The organism is Streptomyces sp. NPDC000348, assembly GCF_042898795.1.
Classification (GTDB): domain Bacteria; phylum Actinomycetota; class Actinomycetes; order Streptomycetales; family Streptomycetaceae; genus Streptomyces.
This window is the reverse complement of sequence record NZ_JBIAZD010000003.1, coordinates 428,108-442,626: the sequence shown is the minus strand read 5'-3', so window position 1 is coordinate 442,626 and position 14,519 is coordinate 428,108. Positions and strand designations below refer to the sequence as shown.

9 protein-coding genes are annotated in these 14,519 nt (G+C 74.6%); 4 read left to right on the top strand and 5 right to left on the bottom strand.

Annotation, left to right across the window (positions count from 1 at the left end; translation table 11 throughout):
* Positions 1–148: 148 nt before the first annotated feature.
* A complete protein-coding gene (locus ACFY3N_RS08875; protein WP_390815905.1) occupies positions 149–895 on the top strand; it encodes an SLATT domain-containing protein in 747 nt (248 codons plus the stop codon).
* Between the two features lie 10 nt (positions 896–905).
* Here ACFY3N_RS08875 and ACFY3N_RS08870 read toward each other — a convergent pair whose 3' ends face one another.
* Both ACFY3N_RS08870 and ACFY3N_RS08865 read right to left on the bottom strand, forming a co-directional pair.
* Complete coding sequence (locus ACFY3N_RS08870; RefSeq protein WP_390815904.1) at positions 906–2,453, bottom strand: substrate-binding domain-containing protein; 1,548 nt, start codon at positions 2,451–2,453, stop codon at positions 906–908.
* A 125-nt stretch (positions 2,454–2,578) separates the two neighbouring features.
* On the bottom strand, positions 2,579–4,603 hold the full coding sequence (locus tag ACFY3N_RS08865; RefSeq protein ID WP_390815903.1) for a protein kinase: 2,025 nt from the start codon (positions 4,601–4,603) through the stop codon (positions 2,579–2,581).
* Between the two features lie 339 nt (positions 4,604–4,942).
* On the opposite strand from ACFY3N_RS08865, the gene ACFY3N_RS08860 reads away from it, so the two are divergent.
* The 3 genes from ACFY3N_RS08860 (at position 4,943) to ACFY3N_RS08850 (ending at position 7,931) form a co-directional block, all read left to right on the top strand.
* Positions 4,943–6,298: an aspartate aminotransferase family protein gene (locus ACFY3N_RS08860; protein WP_390815902.1), complete on the top strand. Its 1,356-nt coding sequence runs from the start codon at positions 4,943–4,945 to the stop codon at positions 6,296–6,298.
* A gap of 152 nt (positions 6,299–6,450) precedes the next feature.
* Positions 6,451–7,224 carry a GntR family transcriptional regulator gene (locus ACFY3N_RS08855; protein ID WP_390815901.1) on the top strand — a complete coding sequence of 258 codons (774 nt, stop codon included), beginning with the start codon at positions 6,451–6,453 and terminating at the stop codon, positions 7,222–7,224.
* 56 nt (positions 7,225–7,280) lie between these two features.
* Positions 7,281–7,931 carry a hypothetical protein gene (locus ACFY3N_RS08850; RefSeq protein ID WP_390815900.1) on the top strand — a complete coding sequence of 217 codons (651 nt, stop codon included), beginning with the start codon at positions 7,281–7,283 and terminating at the stop codon, positions 7,929–7,931.
* Positions 7,932–8,043: 112 nt separating this feature from the next.
* Here ACFY3N_RS08850 and ACFY3N_RS08845 read toward each other — a convergent pair whose 3' ends face one another.
* The 3 genes from ACFY3N_RS08845 to ACFY3N_RS08835 all read right to left on the bottom strand — a co-directional run bounded on the left by ACFY3N_RS08845 (position 8,044) and on the right by ACFY3N_RS08835 (position 14,509).
* Positions 8,044–12,594, bottom strand: coding sequence for a caspase family protein (locus tag ACFY3N_RS08845; protein WP_390815899.1), 4,551 nt, complete (start codon positions 12,592–12,594; stop codon positions 8,044–8,046).
* A gap of 4 nt (positions 12,595–12,598) precedes the next feature.
* Positions 12,599–13,021 carry a hypothetical protein gene (locus ACFY3N_RS08840; protein ID WP_390815898.1) on the bottom strand — a complete coding sequence of 141 codons (423 nt, stop codon included), beginning with the start codon at positions 13,019–13,021 and terminating at the stop codon, positions 12,599–12,601.
* Between the two features lie 204 nt (positions 13,022–13,225).
* Positions 13,226–14,509, bottom strand: coding sequence for an adenylosuccinate synthase (locus ACFY3N_RS08835; protein WP_390815897.1), 1,284 nt, complete (start codon positions 14,507–14,509; stop codon positions 13,226–13,228).
* Between the last annotated feature and the right edge of the window lie 10 nt (positions 14,510–14,519).

The window sequence follows — 14,519 nt, the reverse complement described above, 5'->3', positions numbered from 1 at the left end:
ACGGCCATCTTCCGGGCGGAAAAGAGCACGAACCCCCGGCGCCGCCACCCATTGGGCGGTAGGAAGGGTCAGGTGCGTGAGCACCTGGCGTCACACTGCATGCACGGACAGTACGCGGAGTCGGCAGGGGTCAGTAGGGAGATACCGGGTGGGTCAGCCGGAGATGCAGCCCGAGGGTCGGCCTCAGGACGGGCGGGGTGAGGAGGCGGCCGGGGACCGGCCGGACGACCTGGAGGGGCGGGAGTTCCCGCTCGGGGACTGGGGCGAGCCGGCGGCCCGGCTGGACGAGCTGTACCGGTGGGTGGAGCGCGGCGCGCTGGACACGGCCGCCTGGTACCTCGCGGACCGGGTGTGGAAGCGGCGGTGCGCGTGGGCGCTGCGGGCCGGGACGGCCGCGGGCGCGCTGACCGGGGCGGCGCTGCCGCTGCTCGATCTGACCGGGGTGGCCGACGGATCCGCGCCCTGGGGTTATCTGGCGCTGCTGCTCGGGGCGGCCTGTGCGGCCGGGGACCGCTTCTTCGGGATGACGTCCGGCTGGATGCGGGACGTGGCGACCGCGCAGGCGGTGCAGCGGCGGCTGCGGGCGTTCCAGTTCGACTGGGCGTCGGAGTGCGTGCGCGAGGTGCTCGGCCCGGCGGACGGAACGGCGAGCGAGGCGGCCGAGCGGTGCCTGTCGGTGCTGCGCCGGTTCTCGGAGGACGTCACCGAGCTGGTGCGGGTCGAGACGGCGGACTGGATGGTGGAGTTCCGCACGGGTGGCGCGCCGCTGGGCATCCAGACGGCGGTGGCGGGTGCGGGACGCCCGGAGGGCTCCCTCCCGCACGGCCGCTTCCCCTCGCCGCAGGGGCCGGCCCGCCCCAACATGCCGCGGCAGCGTCCGCCCGAGCCGCGCTGAACCGGGCCCGTCACGGCGTGGTCCGTGCGCACAGCTCCATCCCCGCCGGGGTCCAGCACGGCAGGTGGCCGTGGGTGCGGATCACTTCCTGGCCGATGCCGCGCGTGAGGTACGTCAGGAAGCTCGCCGCCAGCGAGTTCGCCGGCGGCTGCCCGTAGGTGTAGGCGTACTCGATCTCCCGGTACGGGTAGGAGCTCGTGCCGCGCTCGATGGCGTCGACGGACGGGGCCTCGCCGTCGAGGTCCAGCCGGTGCAGCCCCTTCGCCCGGGAGGCGCGGGCGTGTTCGCTGTAGCCGATCGCGCCGGGGATGCCGGCGACGGTCTCCAGCACCTGTTCGGTGGAGTCGAGTTCACAGCGGATGACGGGGGCGGTCGGGTCGTCCTTGTGCACGCAGTCGACGGAGGAGTGGGCGATCTCGCCCCGGCCCAGCACGCGGCGCTGGAAGACCTGTCGCGTGCCCGAGTTGGCGTCCCGGCTGACGAGGTGGACCGCCAGGTCCGGGCCGCCGAGCTCGCTCCAGTTCGCGATCTCGCCCCGGTACAGCCGTCGTACGTCCGTCGTCGACAGGTTCCGCAGCCGCACGTCCTCGTTCACCACCAGCGCGAACACCGACACCGCCACCTGGTTCTCGCGCAGTTCGGGGTGCCCGCCCGGCTTGGGTCCGTCCGACAGGACCACCAGCGGCGGCGAGCCGTTCTCCGTCCGTGCCCCGGCCGCCGCCAGGTCCCGTATCCCGGCCGTCGACCCGTGCGGGTCCACCTCGACGCGCGGGTCCTCGTCCTCGCAGTCCCGCTCGTACTTCTCCGCGACCTCCCGCAGCACCGGCGCGAACGCCGTCGATCCGGTGAGGGTGAGGGTGCCGCTCCGGCAGCCGATGGGGGGCGGGCTGTCGTCCTGGACCACGACGATGACCGCCAGGGCCACCACGCACAGCGTGAGCGTGATGGTGATCAGCCGGGCCGCCCGGCTGAACAGCGGGGCCTTGTCGTCCGGGGTGGCGCTCCGGTTGCGGTGCACGTCGCCCTCGCTGAGGTCGCCGCTCAGCTGGATCCCGTCGCCCACGCGGCCGCCGGAGAGCAGCACCAGCAGCTTGTAGTAGGCGCCCCGGTTCAGCGGGACGCGCGGGAGGCGCAGGACGCCGTCCTGGTAGCCGAAGCCGCGCTCCTGGGTGAAGTGCTCGAGGAGGTGGCTGGTCTCCGAGGGCTGGGTGACCGAGACGCCGAGGATGGTGCGCTCCCGGAACTCCACGGTCAGGCCGTGGCTTCCCGGGCTCTGGTAGTCGTCGCGGCCGATGGCCTGCGAGCCGTCGTTCTCGATGCGCAGCAGCACCATGCTGGCGTGCGTCATCCCCGCCGCCGCCGTGTCGAACCAGCCCTCCCGCCGGCTGGTGCGGCTCGCCCGCTGGCCGTCGCCGATCGGGACGTCCAACTGCACGCGGTGCCCGAGTCGTTTGCGGCGCGGCACCCGCCGCTCGTACCAGACCATGACGGCGGAGGCGACCACACCGAGGATCGCCGTCGCCACGGCGACCAGGTTCTCCGCGCTCAGCCACTCCATCGTGCCGCCCCCGCCGCTGCCCGCACGTTCGACCGGGCAGCCACCGTACGGCCGTACCAAGCGGCCGGCGGTGTTCGTCCGCGGGAGTTCGCCGAACGTTCAACGACGGTGTGCGGTACGGGCGTTCAGTCCCGCGTGTAGGTGAGCTGTTCACCGTTGCCGGTGTTCAGGCGCTGGAGGGAGTCGCCGGGGAGCAAGGTGATCTCGCTGGCGGAGCCCGGGGTGCAGGCGCTGCGCGGCTGCCCGGTCGTCACGGAGGACGGGCCGAGCTCCAGCCGGTCGCCGGAGCCGGCGGTGAGCCGCGCCTCGAAGACGCAGTGGTAGGTGCCGCCGCCGGTGGGCCCGTCGGCGACGAGGGACATGACCGTGTCACCGACCTCGCCCTGCCGGATGGTCAGCCTGCGGGTGTGCTCGCCGCTCGCGTTGTCGATGGTGGCGGACCAGCTGCCCAGGTAGCCGGCGGGGACGGCCCCGTCCGCGGGGGCTGAGGTGCTGGGCCGTCGGCTGTCGTCGGGGGTGGTGGGGGCGGTGCTCGGGGACGCGCTGCCGGTCGCCGGGGGTGCGGTGGGATCGCCGCCGGCGCGGTTGTCGGTGTCCTCGCCGCTCATCAGCGCGTACACGGTGCCGCCCGCGGCGAGCGCGACGACCAGCGCGATCACCACGAGCAGCACGGTGGAACGCCCGTCCCGGCGCGGTTCGGGAGCCGACCCGAACGGCGGTGGCCCGTAGGACGGTGTCCCGCCGTAGGGGTAGCCGTACGCGGGCTGCTGGGGGTGCCCGTACGGGCCCGGCGCCGGGGGCTGGGCGGGGGCGCCCTGACCGGCCACGAGGGTGGGCAGGTGGTTCGCCCCCGGCGGCCCGGGCGGGAGCGGGGAGGCCGTGGGCGACCCGGCGGAGTCGTCGTCGGCACGGGCGTGCTCGGGGGTACCGGCGCGGTGCCCCGCGCCGGGCGGGACCGGCTGTCCGGCCGCCGGTGCCGCATGAGTACCGGGCTGCCCCGCGGGCTCGGCCGCGCCGGCGGGGCCTCCTTGCGCGGGCACGCCGGGTTCTGCCGGTCCGGGCGGTCCGAAGGACCACGCTGCCGGTGCCGAAGCGGCGGCGGGGCCGCCCGGCTGCCCGGCGACCGGTGCGCCGGGTTCTGCCGGCCCGGGCGGTACCGGTGGCCAGGCGGTGGAGGGCGTGCCCGCCGGAGTGGAGGGCGTGCCCGCCGGAACAGGGGACGCCGGGGTCTGCGGGTCCTCCGTGTCCAGGAGGCGGACCGCGTGACGGCCGAGCTGGGCGACCAGGGCGCCCGGCAGCCAGGGGTCGCGGGAGCGGCCGCCGGCGACGGTGTCGTCCGCGCCGGTGCGTCGCAGGACCTGGTCCAGCGTGGGCCGCGCCGCCGGGTCCTTGCGCAGGCAGTCGCGCACGAGATCGGCGAGTCCCTCGGGCACCCGCTCCAGGTCGGGTTCCTCCTGGGCGATGCGGAACATCAGCGCGTGCACACCGCTGTGGGCGGCGCCGAACGGGAGCGTGCCGGTGGCGGCGTAGGCGAGCACCGAGCCGAGGCAGAACACGTCGCAGGCAGGTGTGATGCGGTCGCCGCGCACCTGCTCGGGCGCCATGAAGCCGGGCGAGCCGATCAGCGCCCCGGTGCGGGTGAGCCCGCCGTCGGTCACCGTCTCCAGCGCCCGCGCGATCCCGAAGTCGATGACGCGGGGACCGTCGATGGTGACGAGCACGTTGGACGGCTTGAGGTCCCGGTGCACGATGCCGGCGGCGTGGATGTCCTTCAGCGCGTGCGCGAGACCGGCGGCGAGGATGCGCACCGACCGCTCGGGCAGCGCCCCGTGGTCGTGCCCGACCACCTGCTGCAGGCTGGGACCGGCCACGTACCCGGTGGCCACCCACGGCACGGGCGCCTCCGTGTCCGCGTCCAGCACCGGTGCCGTCCAGTCGCCGCCGACCTGCCGCGCGGCCCGCACCTCCTGGCGGAAGCGCGCCCGGAACTCCTCCCGCCGCGCCAGCTCCTCGCGGACCAGCTTCACGGCGACGGTGCGTCCCCGGTCGGAGCGGGCGAGGTAGACCTGCCCCATGCCGCCGGCCCCGAGCCGGGCCAGCAGCCGGTACGCCCCGATCCCCGGTGGATCCCCGGGCCCGAGCTTGTCCATCGCCGCGCCGCCTCCCCCCAATGAGCAACATCCCGAGGATAGTGCGGGGTCGGTACCCGGTGAGCCGGGCGACCTCGACGGTTCCGTAACAGGCGGTCCGAGGGCCCCCGGCACCTTGGACGGGCGTTCCGGCGCCTCCACCGCCCGGGCGGGTTCCGCCCCCGTACGCCGGCCCCGCACGCCTCCGCCGGCCGCTCCGCGAAGGCCGTCCGGCCGGGGCCGATGCGGCACGACGGCTCCCTGCCGGCGATCGCCTTCGACAACCTGTCGCGGAAAGTCCCCCACCGCAGACAGGCCGCCGATGTCGCGGCCCCCCGGCCCCGGCCTACCCTCGGCCACATGACCCCTCAGCCGAACCCCGAGGTCGGGGCCGCCGTCAAGGCCGCCGACCGTGCGCACGTCTTCCACTCCTGGTCCGCGCAGGAGCTCATCGACCCGCTCGCCGTCGCCGGGGCGCAGGGCTCGTACTTCTGGGACTACGACGGCCGGCGCTACCTCGACTTCACCAGCGGGCTCGTCTACACCAACATCGGCTACCAGCACCCGAAGGTCGTCGCCGCGATCCAGGAGCAGGCGGCGCGGATGACCACGTTCGCGCCCGCGTTCGCCGTCGAGGCGCGGGCGGAGGCGGCCCGGCTGATCGCCGGGCGGACCCCGGGCGACCTGGACAAGATCTTCTTCACCAACGGCGGCGCCGACGCCGTGGAGCACGCCCTGCGCATGGCGCGGCTGCACACCGGCCGTCCCAAGGTGCTCTCCGCGTACCGCTCGTACCACGGCGGCACCCAGCAGGCGGTCAACGTCACCGGCGACCCGCGCCGCTGGGCCTCCGACAGCGGCACGGCCGGGGTCGTGCACTTCTGGGCGCCGTTCCTGTACCGCTCCCGCTTCTACGCCGAGACCGAGGAGCAGGAGTGCGCGCGGGCGCTCGAGCACCTGGAGACGACGATCGCCTTCGAGGGGCCGTCGACCGTCGCCGCGATCGTCCTGGAGACCGTTCCGGGGACGGCGGGCATCATGCTCCCGCCCGCCGGCTATCTCGCCGGGGTGCGCGAACTGTGCGACAAGTACGGCATCGTCTTCGTCCTCGACGAGGTCATGGCCGGGTTCGGGCGGACCGGGAAGTGGTTCGCGGCGGACCTGTACGACGTCGTCCCGGACCTGATGACCTTCGCGAAGGGCGTGAACTCCGGATACGTGCCGCTGGGCGGCGTCGCGATCTCCGGGGCGATCGCCGAGACGTTCGGGAAGCGGCCCTACCCGGGCGGCCTGACGTACTCGGGGCACCCGCTGGCCTGCGCCGCCGCCGTCGCGACGATCGGCGTGATGGAGGAGGAGGGCGTCGTCGAGAACGCGGCGGCCCTCGGCGCGTCCGTCGTCGGGCCCGGGCTGCGGGAGCTGGCGGAGCGGCACCCGAGCGTGGGCGAGGTCCGCGGGACCGGCATGTTCTGGGCGCTGGAGCTGGTGCGCGACCGGGAGACCCGGGAGCCGCTGGTGCCGTACAACGCGGCCGGTGAGGCGAACGCCCCGATGGCGGCCTTCGCCGCCGCCGCGAAGGAGGCCGGCGTCTGGCCCTTCGTGAACATGAACCGGACGCACGTGGTGCCGCCGTGCAACGCGAGCGAGGCGGAGCTGAAGGAAGGGCTGGCGGCGCTGGACGCGGCCCTGTCGGTGGCGGACGGCTACGTGGAGTGACCGCGCCGGGGGGCCGCGGCGGGCGGGCGCGGGGAGGGTCTCCCCCTCGCGCCCTTTCGAACACCCCGGGGCCCTCTCGAACGCGTAAGGTGGCGTGCCCGTGGACATCCGCGTGCACGTCACTCGAACGCGACGAGGGAGACGCCCCGACCATGCCCGGCTTCACCGGAACCGGCGCCGTGACCCGCAGCACCCTGCGGCAGCAGATCGCGGACGCGCTCCGTGACGAGGTGCTGGCCGGGCGGCTCCGGCCGGGGCAGGAGTTCACCGTCAAGGAGATCGCCGACCAGTACGGCGTGTCCGCGACCCCCGTCCGGGAGGCGCTGGTCGACCTGTCGGCGCAGGGACTGCTCGACGCCGACCAGCACCGGGGTTTCCGGGTGCACGAGTACTCCGTCGACGACTTCCGGGGCATGATCGAGGCCCGCGCCCTGGTGACCGACGGGATGTTCCACGCGCTGGCCGACGGGCACATGGCGCACCTCCAGCCGGCCGAGCCCCGGGTCGCCGCGGCCCTCGCCGGGGTGCGCAGGCGCGGCGAGGAGGCCCAGCGCGCGGCCCTCGCCGGGGAGGTCACCGTGCTGATCGGCTACGACCTGCGCTTCTGGCGCGAACTCGGGTCCGTGTTCGGCAACCCGTACCTCACCGACTTCCTGCACCGGCTGCGCCTGCAGACCTGGGTGTGTGTGGTGCAGCGGCTGCGGCGGCTGCCCGATCCGCGCGGACACCTGTGGGCCGCGCACACCGATCTGGTCGACGCCTTGTCGCGCCGGGACACCGGTGCGGCCCGCGCGATCGTCGAGTCGTACAACGCGCACGCGCTCTCCCTCGTCGAGGGGCTGACGGCCGGTGGGATGGGTAAGGGACCTGCACCGGGGTCCGCACGCGGGGAGCCGTCCGCGCCGGGCGCCGATACGCTTCCCTGACCACGACGAAGACCTCGACGAAGACCCCGACGACCGTGCTGTGTGAGGAGCCCTCTTTGGCCTGTGACCTGTGGCTGGTCCCGCTCGTCGACGTGCTGTGCCACACGCCCGACAATCCGTTCGCCGAGGAACTCGCGCAGTACAACGCGGTGCTCGCCGAGGCCGGCCTGCCACCGGTGCCGGTGTACCAGTACATGCCGGGGCTGTCCGGCGAGGTGGCCCCGGTGGCGGGTTTCGACTACGACGCGCTGCACTTCCTGCGGCGGGCGCACCTGCTCCAGGTGTGCGGGCTGCCGGTCACGCCGGTGGGCGAACTGGGCGGTGACTACGAGCAGTTGCTGGAGATGTTCGAGACGACGGCCCAGCAGTCCCACCTGGTCTGGCACTACGACCACGCGGGCGCGTACGTCCCCGTCGACTTCCCGCACCCCCTCGCCAACGACGAACTCCTCGCGGGCGGCGGCCCCCTGGGCTCCTCCCACACGCTGCTGCGGGAGCTGGAAGCGGTCGCCCCGTCCATCGGCATCGACCCGGCGAACCCCCCGGAGGCGCCCGAACCCCCGCGCGGCCCGACCGAGTTGGAGGAGCCTGCCGTCCCCGCCCCGTACGACCCGAGCCCCTTCGCCCGCGAGCGCCACGTCTGGCTGGGCCTGCACGCGGCGGCGACCCGGAGCCTGGCACAGGGGTCGATGATCGTGTTCAGCTAGCGCTCACCCCGGCCGGGAGAGCCCCTTCCGCACGTCCTCGACGTTCATGACCGGGACCGTCTCGACCTCGGCGTCCGGGCGGGTGAAGAACGGCTCGTCGGCGGCCGGTGGATCACGAGTCGCAGGAGCGGCGGTGCTCCAGGTGCGGGAACAGCGCCTCCCACTGGTCCTCGGGCACGCTCAGCGGGAACGCCTCGCACATCCGGTCGTAGAGGCGTCCGGTGTCGAAGTCGAGGACGAAGGTGGTGCGGTCGCGCAGGGAGCCGTAGAGCTCGCCGTCCTCCCGGACGACGGCCATCCACCGTGCTCCGGCGGGCGGTACGAGGACATCCGTGGCGTCCTCCAGGGTCACGTACTCCGGAGTCGTCCACCGGCCCCCCGGTCCCAGGTTCCAGAGGCGGTGCGGGGGACTGGTCAGGGCGTAGCGCCCGTCCGGGGTCAGTTCCAGTGAGGCGACGGCGCGGTCGAGGCGTACGCCGCCGGCCTTCCGCCGGGGGGCGTCGGGATCGGAGACGTCCCAGAAGTCGAGGGTGCCGTCGCTGAGCGCGGTCGCCAGCTCGTCCTTCCCGGTGGGGAAGTAGCTGCCGGGGGCTGCGGGAATCCGGCCGGCCTCACGTGGGTCCGCGGGCCGGGAGAGGTCCCAGAGCTGGATCACGCCGCCCGGCTTCTCGGTGATGAGCAGCTGTGATGCGCCGACGTGCCCCGCGCCCTCCCCGAGTGCCGCATCCTCGATGGTGCCGCCTTCGCGTGGGTCGTCCGGATCGGAGACGTCCCAGAGCCTCAGGTTCCTCCCGTTCTCGACGGTCACCAGCGAGTGCGGCCCCGCGAACCACAGGTCCCCGGCACCGAACAGGCCGCCGCCGATCTGTGTGTCGACCGCGCCGCGGCGGACGGGACGCGCGGCGTCCGACACGTCCCACAGCTCGACGCCCGGCTCATCGCGCGAGCCGACCGCCAGCAGACGGCCGTCGGGGCTGACGGTGAAACTCGGGCCGTCGACGGTGAGCGGTATGCCGCCGCCCCTCTTCGGCGGCCCGGCCTCGTCGAACTCCCAGAGCTGGAAGACGAGTTCCCGTCCTCCCTCCCACCGGTGCGCCAGCAGGACGGGGCGCTCGCGGCTGGTCAGGAAGTACCGCGCCTCCCATTCCTCGGGGACGCTGTACCGGAGCCGGGGCTTCTGGGGATCGCCGACGTCCCACACCTGGGTGACCCCGTCTCCCCGGGCGTTCTCGGTCTCCGTCAGCACCAGCGCACCGTCCGCGCTGAACGACGACGTTCCGGCCGGCTGCCCCCGGGGCACGAAGCCCGGCACCGAGGGCGCCCGGGCGCTCCGGCTCCACAGCCGGACCTCGCCGCCCGTCTCCCCCGCCGCCAGCCAGCGGCCGTCGGGACGGTAGGCGACCGATTGGACGGGCTCCCCCGCCGGGTGGCCGGCGAGCCCCGGCGGGTCGTTCGCCAGGACCGACGCCTCAGCGTCCGTCCGCATCCGGAGGACGCCGTCGTCCTGGGCGGCACCCGCCAGGAAACGGCCGTCGCCGCTGAAGCTGAGCGAGGGAACGCCGTCCACGCTTCCCCAGGAGTCCGCGAACTCGTCCACCGGGACCCGCCGCAGTTCCCGGCCGTCGTCGGACAGCCGCCACCAGGCGACCGTCGAACCGCCGCCGGTCGCCACGGCCAGATCGCGCCGTGGATGCGCGGCCACCGCCATGAGCGTCTTCACCGTCTCGGTGTCCCGCAGCAGGGGCCGCGCCGGGTCCGCGACGTCCCACAGCCGCACCTGCGCGGGCGCGCCGCCCGCCCCCTCGCCGTGGCCGTTCCCGGTGAGCAGGTGGTGTCCGTCGTGGGTGAACGCGACGGAGACCAGCTCCGCGTCGACGACCGTCCGCTCGGTGCGCAGCACGGGGCGGTCCGGGGTGCTCACGTCCCACAGCCGCAGGCGGCCTCCCGCGCTGCCCGCGGCGAGGGTCCTCCCGTCCCCGCTGAACGCCACGGAGAACGTCGTCCCGCCGGTGACCGGCACGTCGGCCAGCCTCTCGGGTTCGCGCGGGTCCGCGATGTCCCACACCGTCAGGTGCTTCGCCGACTGCGCGGCCAGCAGCGGCCGCCGGGGGTGCACGGCGACGGCCGCCGTGCCGCCCGCCGGGATGCGGCCCGCCTCGGCGGGGACGCCCGGCTCGGCGGTGTCCCACAGCTGCACCCGGCCGCCCCGGTGGCTCACGGCCAGGACCTCGCCGTCGGCCCGCCAGGCGACGCCGAGGACGGGTTCGCGGTGCGGTTCCTCCGGGGCGAGATGGACCGGGGCGGAGGTCATGGCGGACTCGTACAGGGCGGCGCGCGTCTCCGGGGTCTCCGCCGTGCGGTACGCGGCCAGGCTGAGCCGCAGCGCCGTCTGCGGGTCGTGCGCGCGCACGCCGGTGGCGCGGGCGGCGATCTCGCGGGCGATCAGCCGCTTCTCCCGGCTCGCCGCCTGCCCGTTCTCGTACAGCGCCCATCCGGCGAGGGTCGTCGCCACCAGCGCCAGCGCCGTCAGACCCGCGGTCCAGGCGCGCGTGACGGCCCGCCGGCGCCGCTGCGCCCGCTCGCCGGCGGCCACGAAGTCCCGGACCACCGCGGGGACCGGGACCGGGACCGGGACCGGGGCCGCCGCCGGGGCCGACGTCCGGTCCGTCAGCTCCCGTGCCCGCGTCAGGGCGTCGCCCGCGTACAGCCCGCTCGCCCGGCGCCCCGCCTCGTCCCAGCCCTCCGCCGCGGCGGTCAGCCGGCGCAGCCTCAGCAGATCGTCCCGCGCCTCCTCGATCCACCCGGTCAGCGGCTGCCACGCGTGCAGCAGCGAGTCGTGCCCGAGGCGGGCCCCGCCGTGCTCGTCCACGACGACCAGCCGGGCGTCGGCCAGCCGCCGCAGCAGATCGCCCGCGCCGGTCAGCTCCTCGCGGGGCACCCGGCGCCGGACCAGCCTTCCCTCGCCGTCCGCCACGTGCACCATCGACAGCATCAGCGTCCGCAGCCGGTCGCGGCCCGTCGCGTCGAGCCCGTCGTGGATCTCGTCGGCGGTGCGGGCGACGGCCTCCCGGATGCCGCCCGCCTGCTGGTAGGCGGCGTAGGTGAGGGTCGTGCCGCGCCGGCGCAGCCAGATCTCCCGCAGCACGTGGGCGAGGTACGGCAACGCCGCCGCGTCGCCCGCGCCGGCCCCCCGCCGCTCCTCGTTGACCTCCCGCCGCAGGATCCGCGGGACGCCCTCCTCCCAGGTCAGCCCCGCGTACCGGGCCGGTTCGACGATCGCCGCCTCGATCTCGCCGTCGCCCATCGCGGGTACGGTGAAGTGGCCGTGCTCGGCGAACGGGGCCAGGTGCGGGTCCTTGAGGACGTCGTCGAGGTAGTCGGCGCGCAGCGCCAGCACGATCCGGGGGCCGTCGACGGCGGCGAGCGCCGCGGTGAGGCGGCGGCGCTCGTCCGGGCCGGTGGCACGGGTGACGCACTCCTCCAGCTGGTCGAGGACCAGGACGCCGGGGGCCGGCCGGGTTCCCGGCGGGCCGAAGCCGCCCCGCTCGAGGTCCTGTACGACGTCCGCGAGCGGCCGTCCCACGGCGGCCGCCCAGGCCTCGGCGACCGCGTCGAGGGGCCGGGTGCCCGGCGCGGGCACGATCCGCACCGGCCCCAGCCCCGCCTCCGGCGCCGCGGCGGTCAGCCCGGCCCGCAGCAGCGAGGACTTGCCCACCCCGGAGGTGCCGATGACCAGCAGCGGCTCACCGGGCCGGGTCCCCCGCACCCGCTCCACCAGCCGCCGGGTCACCTCCTCCCGGCCGAAGAAGAGGTGGTGCTGCTCGGGCAGGAACGGCAGGATCCCCGGGTACGGGCACACCGCGTCCGGGTCGGCGGGCGCGGGTTCGTCCTCCCCCGTGCCGGGGGCGTAGCGGCGGTTGGCGGTGAGGACGAGTTCCGCCATGCGCGCGGTGCCGCCGCCGTGGGGGCGGGCGGCGACGCCCTGGAGCCGCTGGTCGAGGAGCCGGTACACACTGCCCGGGGTCAGCCACCGCGGTCCGCCCGCGTCGCCCTCGCGCAGCAGCTCCAGCAGCAGGCCGGAGAAGAGGGTGTGCTCCGCGTCCCCGGGCGCGTAGGCCACCGTGCCGGGCAGCGCGGACCCCAGTAGGTAGCTGCCGTCGGGGCGGGCGCCCGCGAACGGGTCGGACGCGGGCGGACGCCCCGGTTCCCGCGCGTTGCCCGCGAAGCAGCAGTCGAGGATCACCACCGGGTCCGCGGCGGCGTCGCCGAGGTACCGCTCGACCTCGGCGTACGGCACGCTGTGCGCGGTGTCCGTGAGCGACTTCGTCGCGGCCGTCGCCAGGTACAGCCGCCCGCCCGGCCCGCGCAGCCCGTGGCCGACGTACACGAACAGCACGACGCCGCTGTCGTACCGCTCCTCGTTCGGCGCGGCCCGGTCGGCGGCCTCGGCCAGCGCCTCCAGCACCTCGCTCGGGGACCGCGGGTCGGTGAGCAGCCGCACCCGGTCGCCCATCCCGCACTCGGTGCGCAGGGCCTCGGCCAGCGCCCGGGCGGAACGGACGGCGGAGGGCAGGTCGTGCAGCAGGTCGCCGGGGTGGGTGCCGGTGCCGACGACGACGGCGTGCGCGCCGGCGCCGGTCAGTCCGGGGGGCTGCGGGGCCACGGCGTCAGCGGCTCGCCCCGCCGGCGTCCGGGCCGCCGGCACCGCCCGTCCCGCCGCCCGTCCCGTCGGACTGCCGGTCCAGGGCACGGGCGATCCGCTCGGCCACCTCGGAGGTGCCCGCGGAGTCCAGCCCGCGCACCTTCTCCGAGGCGACGACGACCTGGGTGCCGTCCGGCAGGTTGACGGTGACGGTCTGGTTGCCGCGCCGGTTCTGCAGCCACACCACGACGGCCGCGCCCACGGCCGCCGTCGGACCGCCCGGCGCGAGCAGCAGCGTGACCAGCTCGCTCCACGCGCCCATCGCCCCCGCCGGAGGGCTCACCGGCGTCTCGCGCCGGACCAGCCCGCGCAGCCGCGGATCCTGCCGCAGCCACTCGTACAGCCCGTCGCCCGCGCCCGCGGCGCGCTCCCCGGCCCCTGCGTCCACGGACAGAGTGACTCGCACCTTGTTCCCCCCGGAAGGCGTACGCACCCGATACCACTCGGACACCCGACGCTAACAACCCGAAGTCCGCCGGGAGTAGAGCAGTTGCGGACATGTTCCGGAGTTCTTCGGCCCCGCGCGGGACGGCCGGGCGGATTCACCGCACCGGCCGTCCCGTCGGATCCCCGGATCCCCGGGAAGGAGGGCTCAGAGGAACGAGTTGATCTCGATCGTCTCGTCGCGGCCCGGGCCCACGCCGATCGCGGAGATCGGGGCGCCGGACATCTCCTCCAGGGCCTTGACGTACGCCTGGGCGTTCTTCGGCAGGTCGGAGAAGGACTTGGCCTTGCTGATGTCCTCGCTCCAGCCCGGCAGCATCTCGTAGACCGGCTTCGCGTGGTGGAAGTCGGACTGCGAGTACGGCAGCTCCTCGACGCGCCTGCCGTCGATCTCGTACGCCACGCAGACCGGGATCTGCTCCCAGCCGGTGAGGACGTCGAGCTTGGTGAGGAAGAAGTCGGTGAGGCCGTTGACGCGGGTGGCGTAGCGGGCGATCACCGCGTCGAACCAGCCGCAGCGGCGGTCGCGGCCGGTGGTGACACCGCGCTCGCCGCCGATGCGGCGCAGCGCCTCGCCGTCCTCGTCGAAGAGCTCGGTGGGGAACGGACCGGCGCCGACACGGGTCGTGTACGCCTTGAGGATGCCGATGACCCGGCTGATCTTCGTCGGGCCCACGCCCGAGCCCGTGCAGGCGCCGCCCGCGGTCGGGTTGGAGGAGGTGACGAAGGGGTACGTGCCGTGGTCGATGTCGAGCAGCGTGCCCTGGCCGCCCTCGAAGAGGACCACCTTGTCCTGCTCCAGCGCCTCGTTCAGCACCAGCACCGTGTCGGCGACGTACGGGGCCAGCTTGTCCGCGTAGCCCAGCAGTTCCTCGACCACCTGCTCCACGGCGATCGCGCGCCGGTTGTAGAACTTGGTGAGCATCTGGTTCTTGACGTCGAGGGCCGCCTCGACCTTCTGGGTCAGGATCGACTCGTCGTACAGGTCCTGGACGCGGATGCCGACGCGGTTGATCTTGTCGGCGTAGGTCGGGCCGATGCCCCGGCCCGTGGTCCCGATCTTGCGCTTGCCGAGGAAGCGCTCGCTCACCTTGTCCACCGTCACGTTGTAAGGCGTGATGATGTGCGCGTTTCCGCTGATCAGGAGCTTGGACGTGTCGACGCCTCGCTCGTTCAGACCGCTCAGCTCGGAGAGCAGGACCGACGGGTCGACGACGACGCCGTTGCCGATGACCGGCGTGCAGCCGGGGGACAGGATTCCGGAAGGGAGCAGGTGGAGGGCGTACTTCTGATCACCCACGACTACCGTGTGGCCGGCGTTGTTGCCGCCCTGGTAGCGCACCACATAGTCGACGGAACCACCGAGCAGGTCCGTCGCCTTTCCCTTGCCTTCGTCACCCCACTGAGCACCGAGCAGCACAAGTGCGGGCACGCGCGTACAC